At 62.0% G+C, this 5,227-nt stretch carries 7 protein-coding genes; 2 read left to right on the forward strand and 5 right to left on the reverse strand.

Going from position 1 to position 5,227, the window contains the following annotated elements:
- Positions 1–79: 79 nt before the first annotated feature.
- Positions 80–649: a DUF3299 domain-containing protein gene (locus tag EN949_RS32785; RefSeq protein WP_013531710.1), complete on the forward strand. Its 570-nt coding sequence runs from the start codon at positions 80–82 to the stop codon at positions 647–649.
- Between the two features lie 27 nt (positions 650–676).
- Here the strand turns inward: EN949_RS32785 and EN949_RS32790 are convergent, their stop codons facing one another.
- From EN949_RS32790 to EN949_RS32805, 4 genes are all read right to left on the reverse strand, one after another.
- Positions 677–1,168 carry an Lrp/AsnC family transcriptional regulator gene (locus EN949_RS32790; protein WP_006205209.1) on the reverse strand — a complete coding sequence of 164 codons (492 nt, stop codon included), beginning with the start codon at positions 1,166–1,168 and terminating at the stop codon, positions 677–679.
- Between the two features lie 108 nt (positions 1,169–1,276).
- On the reverse strand, positions 1,277–1,957 hold the full coding sequence (locus EN949_RS32795; RefSeq protein ID WP_127367767.1) for a uracil-DNA glycosylase family protein: 681 nt from the start codon (positions 1,955–1,957) through the stop codon (positions 1,277–1,279).
- Positions 1,897–2,508, reverse strand: a complete 612-nt coding sequence (locus EN949_RS32800; RefSeq protein ID WP_013531712.1) for a glutathione S-transferase — start codon at positions 2,506–2,508, stop codon at positions 1,897–1,899. The genes EN949_RS32795 and EN949_RS32800 overlap by 61 nt, the downstream gene beginning before the upstream one ends.
- A gap of 43 nt (positions 2,509–2,551) precedes the next feature.
- Positions 2,552–3,172, reverse strand: a complete 621-nt coding sequence (locus EN949_RS32805) for a thermonuclease family protein (RefSeq protein ID WP_063167987.1) — start codon at positions 3,170–3,172, stop codon at positions 2,552–2,554.
- A gap of 75 nt (positions 3,173–3,247) precedes the next feature.
- Between EN949_RS32805 and EN949_RS32810 the strand changes: the two genes are divergently transcribed.
- Positions 3,248–4,768 carry a HAMP domain-containing sensor histidine kinase gene (locus tag EN949_RS32810; RefSeq protein WP_024503313.1) on the forward strand — a complete coding sequence of 507 codons (1,521 nt, stop codon included), beginning with the start codon at positions 3,248–3,250 and terminating at the stop codon, positions 4,766–4,768.
- Positions 4,769–4,780: 12 nt separating this feature from the next.
- On the opposite strand, the gene EN949_RS32815 is transcribed toward EN949_RS32810, so the two are convergent.
- Positions 4,781–5,227 (reverse strand): nicotinate-nucleotide--dimethylbenzimidazole phosphoribosyltransferase (locus EN949_RS32815; protein ID WP_206534984.1); only part of this gene is annotated, 447 nt, incomplete at its 5' end.

Consider the following 5,227-nt stretch of genomic DNA (forward strand, 5'->3'; position numbering starts at 1 on the left):
GCTGCCGACATGTGATGCGCCTCGAGCGTTGACGTCTTTGGCAGCGGCGTCTTTACTTGAGGCTCAAAGGAAGCGGCCGATGAGCAATCCTCTAAAATCAACCCTGGCGCTCGCTGCCGCTTTGTTTGTGTCCGCTGCCGCCGATGCCTCGGCCGAGACTGCGCACATATTCTGGAAGGATCTGCGTCCGGCTACGCAATCCGCCGCCGAAAACGTCGGGCTGCCGATGATCGCGGCAAAATTGCCCGACCATGGCGAAACGCTGTCCGTCAATCTTCAGGACAAAAGCATTCAGCTAGCCGGCTACGCATTGCCGGTCGATCGCGACGGTGATCTTGTCTACCAGTTCCTGTTGGTACCCTGGACGGGTGCCTGCAGTCACATGCCGACGCCGCCGCCCAACCAGATTGTCCTGGTTACGCCGGCCCGTCCCTACAAGATGTCCGAGGCCTATCAGCCTGTAGCGGTCACCGGCGCGCTGAAGCCGGACATGGAGAAGAGCCAGCTGTTCATCCTCGACGGCGTCAGCATCATCCAGTCTGGCTACAGCGTGCGCAAGGCAGATGTGGTGAGCGTCGAGACCGTGCCGGATACGATCACTCTGCCGGTGAACTCACCCTGGAGTTTCCTCAACAAAAAGAAGAACTAAGCGGGATGACTTTATGTGACGTTCAGCTCAGGCAGCGTTGGCACCCGATTCCTTGTCCAGAACCATGTAGTCGAGCGGGATTTCGGTCGTGTACTTGATCTGCTCCATGGCGAAGGACGACGACACGTCACGAATTTCGATCTTGGCAATCAGCCGCTTGTAGAAGGCGTCATAGGCGGCGATGTCGGGCACCACGACGCGCAGGAGATAATCGACGTCGCCGCTCATGCGGTAGAACTCGACCACCTCGGGAAACTCCTGGATGACTTCCGAGAAACGCCGCAGCCATTCATGGCTATGCGAATTGGTGCGGATCGACACGAAGACGGTGACGCGCACATTGACCTTTTCATGGTCGAGAATGGCAACGCGCCGCTTGATGACGCCCTCTTCCTCGAGCTTCTGGATGCGTCTCCAGCAAGGCGTCGTCGACAGCCCGACTTTCTTGGCGACATCGGCGACCGCGAGTGTCGCGTCCTCCTGCAAGAGGCGGAGAATTTTTCTATCGAGGCGATCCATATCGTGCTCCCAAAGGAATAGAATGCCTATACTCTGCCTTATCCAGGCCTTTCACAAGAAAGAAATTCTGCTGATCGGGCAAAAAGCGAGTGATTTCTTGCTGAAAGGTCAGCCGAGGCGATAGCGGATTTCCGAACGCAGAAAAGGCAGCAAATCCATTTCAAACCACGGATTCTTCTTCAGCCAGCCCGTGTTGCGCCACGAGGGATGCGGCAGCGGCAGCACTTTCGGACCGACGGAATTCTCCCAGATGGAGCGCCAGCCCATGACCGTTTCCGTCAGTGAGGGCCGGCGCGCCGCACCCATGTGCCAGGACTGCGCGTAGATACCGATCGTCAGCACCAGATCGATCCGTGGCATAGAGGCCATCAAAGGTGCGCGCCAGGCCGCCGCGCATTCGCGCCTCGGCGGCAGATCTCCCCCCTTGGCATCCTGGCCGGGAAAGCAGAAACCCATCGGGACGATGGCGAATTTTTCGATGTCGTAGAATTCGTCGCTCGTCACGCCAAGCCAGCTGCGCAGGCGGTCGCCGGAAGCGTCGGTGAACGGCATGCCCGACAGATGCACCTTGGTGCCGGGCGCCTGGCTGGCGATCAGGATCCGGGCGTTGGATGATGGGCGCAGCACTGGTCGCGGCTCATGCGGCAACGGCTTGCCGGCCGGATTTTCCACGCAGATGCGGCAGGCGCGGACCCTGGCGACGAGGTTTTCGAGTTCGGCAGTCATTCTCAGGCTGATGCGCTCGGCCGGCTGGAAACGGCTTGATGCCAGCGCAACACATTCGCGCACTCATCCGGTACCTTGATGCGTGCCGGCTTCATGAAGTCGACAGCGATCAGGCCGGTGATGTCGGCGATCGAATAGCTGTCACCGGCGATGAACTCCCGGCTGCCCAGTTCGCCGTCCAGCAGCCTGAGGAACGCCACGGCCTTCGGCTTGTTGGCCTCACCCCAATCAGGGACCTGCGGGATTTCCCATTCCTTCATGGCAGGATGGATGTGCCGGAAGGCCTGCGTGACGCAGCTGAGTAAATTGAATTCCATCCGCCTCTGCCACATCTCGACCTGCGCCTTGCCGAGTGCGCCACGCCCGAACAAAGCGGGCTCCGGATGCAGTTCCTCGAAATAGCGGCAGATGGCGACGGATTCGGTGATGACGGTGCCGTCGTCGAGTTCCAGCACCGGCAGACGCTGCAAGGGGTTGCGCGAGCTGACCGCCTGTTGCCTGTGTTCCAACGCGCCCATATCGATGGGCACCTGCGCAACCTCGATGCCTTTCTCGGCCAGGAAAACGCGGACCCGCCTTGGATTGGGCGCCCGGCCACCGTCGAAGAGCTTCATTCCATCCTCCTGTTCGTCCTCGGTTCCAGTTCCAGGATGCGCATCACCAGAAGCGAAAAATCTCGCGCACGGCATCGCCGATCGACGCCAGTGTGCCGTGCTTCTTCTCGACGACTTCGCCGTGATGGCTGTCTCGCCAATTCTGCGGCTGATCGAACGTTCCCGCCCAGATGCCGGCCTTTGCCGCGCGGGCGATGGCTTCCTCGCTCTCGAAGTCGCCATAGGCAACCGCCCAGCCCGCCTCGACCTGCGCGCGGTTGAGATCCTTGCCGCCGGCGGTGCAGTCGCCGAGCAGCCGGCCATAACGATCACGCTGCCAGCCGGTACAAGAGACGGGCTTGCCGGCGATCAGGCGAACGAGCGACTGACGCGCAAGCGTGCCGCAGGAATAATCCGCGCCGTTCTTGCGACAGGTCTGCGTATATTCCGGAGCATCGATGCCGCGCATGCGGATACGCTCGGTGCCAAGCGTGATCGAATCGCCGTCGTTGATGATTGCCACGCCTTGCGTCTTGCGTGTCTCCACCCGGTCGAGGCGGGCCGCCAGCAGGATCAGCAGTCCGAGGATGATGACGGCAAGCCCGTAATCCACCAGCCGGCGCCACAGGCTTCTGGGGCGCGCAACGTATCGCCGGCGCGGCCTCGGCGACCATGAACGGCTCATATGGCAAACGGTTGGTTAATCATTCGAACGTAGCTTAACACTTGGAAACCGCTGCTCGCATAAATTGAAGTTTTGATGCCCTTGCAACGCTCGAACACAGCGGACAAGTTCATTGTGGACCGCAGGAAACGCCATCGCAACAGCGATGTCGCGCGCGCGGTGCGCAAGACGCGTGACCGTCTTTCGCAGCAGGCCGGCAATCCCGATTTCGATCGCGAACTGCTGAAGCTGCATGCCCGAGCGATGACAAGCGGCGCCATCGCCATCCCGCTTCTCGTGCTGGCGATTGCCGCGGGTGGCCGGCTGGCCGGAATCGGCAATGAGATCGGGCTTTGGGCGCTGTTCACGCTAACCTGCTACACTATCGTTGCCTTCATGGCGCGGCGCATCGAGCGCACTGAAGCTTCCGAGCTCAACCCTTTGCAAGCACGGCGGGAATTCCTGATCGGCCATTTCCTGTGCGGTCTCGGCTGGGCTTGGTTCGTGTGGCTTGGCTGCAGCGTCTGCGAGGTCGATCCGTTCCACATCGTCAAGGCCGTGGTGCTGTTGTTCGCCATGGCGGCGACCGCGGTGATGACCTCGTCTCTGCGGGGCGCGCTGCTGGCGACCTTTGCCGTTCCCGTGGCGCTCTACGCCTATGCCGGCGCCAAGCTATGGATGCCGGTCGAGGCGATCATGGCCGCGCTGCTGGTCGTGTCGCTGCCGTTTTTCGCCTATGTGGCCCGTCATCTGAACCACTCGTCCTTGATGATGCTGTCGTTCCGCTCCGAAAAGGATGCGCTGATCGCCGAACTGGAGACGGCGAAATCGATGTCGGACGAAGCGCGGCGGCGGGCCGAGGACGCCAATCTGGCGAAATCGCGGTTCCTCGCCTCGATGAGCCACGAATTGCGCACGCCGCTCAACGCCATTCTCGGTTTTTCCGAGGTGATGTCGAACGAGGTGCTGGGACCGATGAGCAATCCCACCTATCGTGACTACGCTCATGACGTGCACGAATCCGGCCAGCATCTGCTCGACCTGATCAACGAGATTCTCGACCTGTCACGCATCGAGGCCGGCCGCTACCAGCTCAATGAAGAACCGGTGATGCTGCTTGGTATCGTCGAGGACTGCTGTCACATGATGGAGTTGAGGGCGCGCAACAAGGATATCCGTGTCGTCCAGGATTTCGAGCACGAGCTGCCTCGGCTGTTCGCCGATGAACGGGCTGTGCGGCAGATCACGCTCAACCTTCTGTCGAACGCGATAAAATTCACCGCCACCGGCGGCGAAATCCGTGTCCGTGTCGGTTGGACGGCGGGCGGCGGACAATACATTTCGATCAAGGACAATGGCCCGGGCATACCGGAAGACGAGATCCCGATCGTGCTTTCCGCCTTCGGCCAGGGCTCCATTGCCATCAAGAGTGCCGAGCAAGGCACCGGGCTTGGCCTGCCGATCGTGCAAGGGCTGCTCGCAATGCATGGCGGCGAGTTCGAACTTCATTCCAAGCTGCGCGAAGGCACCGAGGCGATCGCCATCTTCCCGCTGAGCCGGGTGATGGAGGAATTGCCAGCACTGCCGACCGCGGCGGTGGCGGCTCGACGGCGGTAATACCTCAAGACCCTAACCGCGTACCGCCGCAGCCATGCCCGAACTGGTCAGCGCGGCGGCCTTGACCAGACCCGCGGCAAGGGCGGCCCCTGCCCCTTCGCCATGGCTGATGCCCAGATCAAGCAACGGGCGCAGCCCGAGCCGTTGGGCGGCGCGTGCATGCGCGGGTTCCGGCGAAAGGCTGGCCAGCAGGCAATGGTCGAGCGCGGCGGGATTGACGCCATGCAGTACCGCTGCGGCTGTCGTCGCCGCCAATCCGTCGAGCAGCACCGGGATCTTCTGCATCCGCGCGGCCAGGATGGCACCGGCGATCGCCGCGAATTCCCGGCCGCCGACCCGGCGCAGCGCCTCGAGCGGGTCGCCTAGATGGCCGCCATGAAAAGCCAGCGCCGCATCGACCACGTCCGCCTTGCGTGCCTGCATCGCCGTATCGGCGCCTGACCCCGGGCCGGCCCAATC

Source organism: Mesorhizobium sp. M7A.F.Ca.US.007.01.2.1 (assembly GCF_003998165.1).
Taxonomy (GTDB): domain Bacteria; phylum Pseudomonadota; class Alphaproteobacteria; order Rhizobiales; family Rhizobiaceae; genus Mesorhizobium; species Mesorhizobium ciceri.

Excerpts from the sequence above, each read along its gene's own strand:
- EN949_RS32810 (WP_024503313.1), top strand. The coding sequence starts at position 3,248 with ATGCCCTTGCAACGCTCGAACACAGCGGACAAGTTCATTGTGGACCGC.
- EN949_RS32785 (WP_013531710.1), top strand. The coding sequence starts at position 80 with ATGAGCAATCCTCTAAAATCAACCCTGGCGCTCGCTGCCGCTTTGTTT.
- EN949_RS32805 (WP_063167987.1), bottom strand. The coding sequence starts at position 3,172 with ATGAGCCGTTCATGGTCGCCGAGGCCGCGCCGGCGATACGTTGCGCGC.
- EN949_RS32790 (WP_006205209.1), bottom strand. The coding sequence starts at position 1,168 with ATGGATCGCCTCGATAGAAAAATTCTCCGCCTCTTGCAGGAGGACGCG.
- EN949_RS32800 (WP_013531712.1), bottom strand. The coding sequence starts at position 2,508 with ATGAAGCTCTTCGACGGTGGCCGGGCGCCCAATCCAAGGCGGGTCCGC.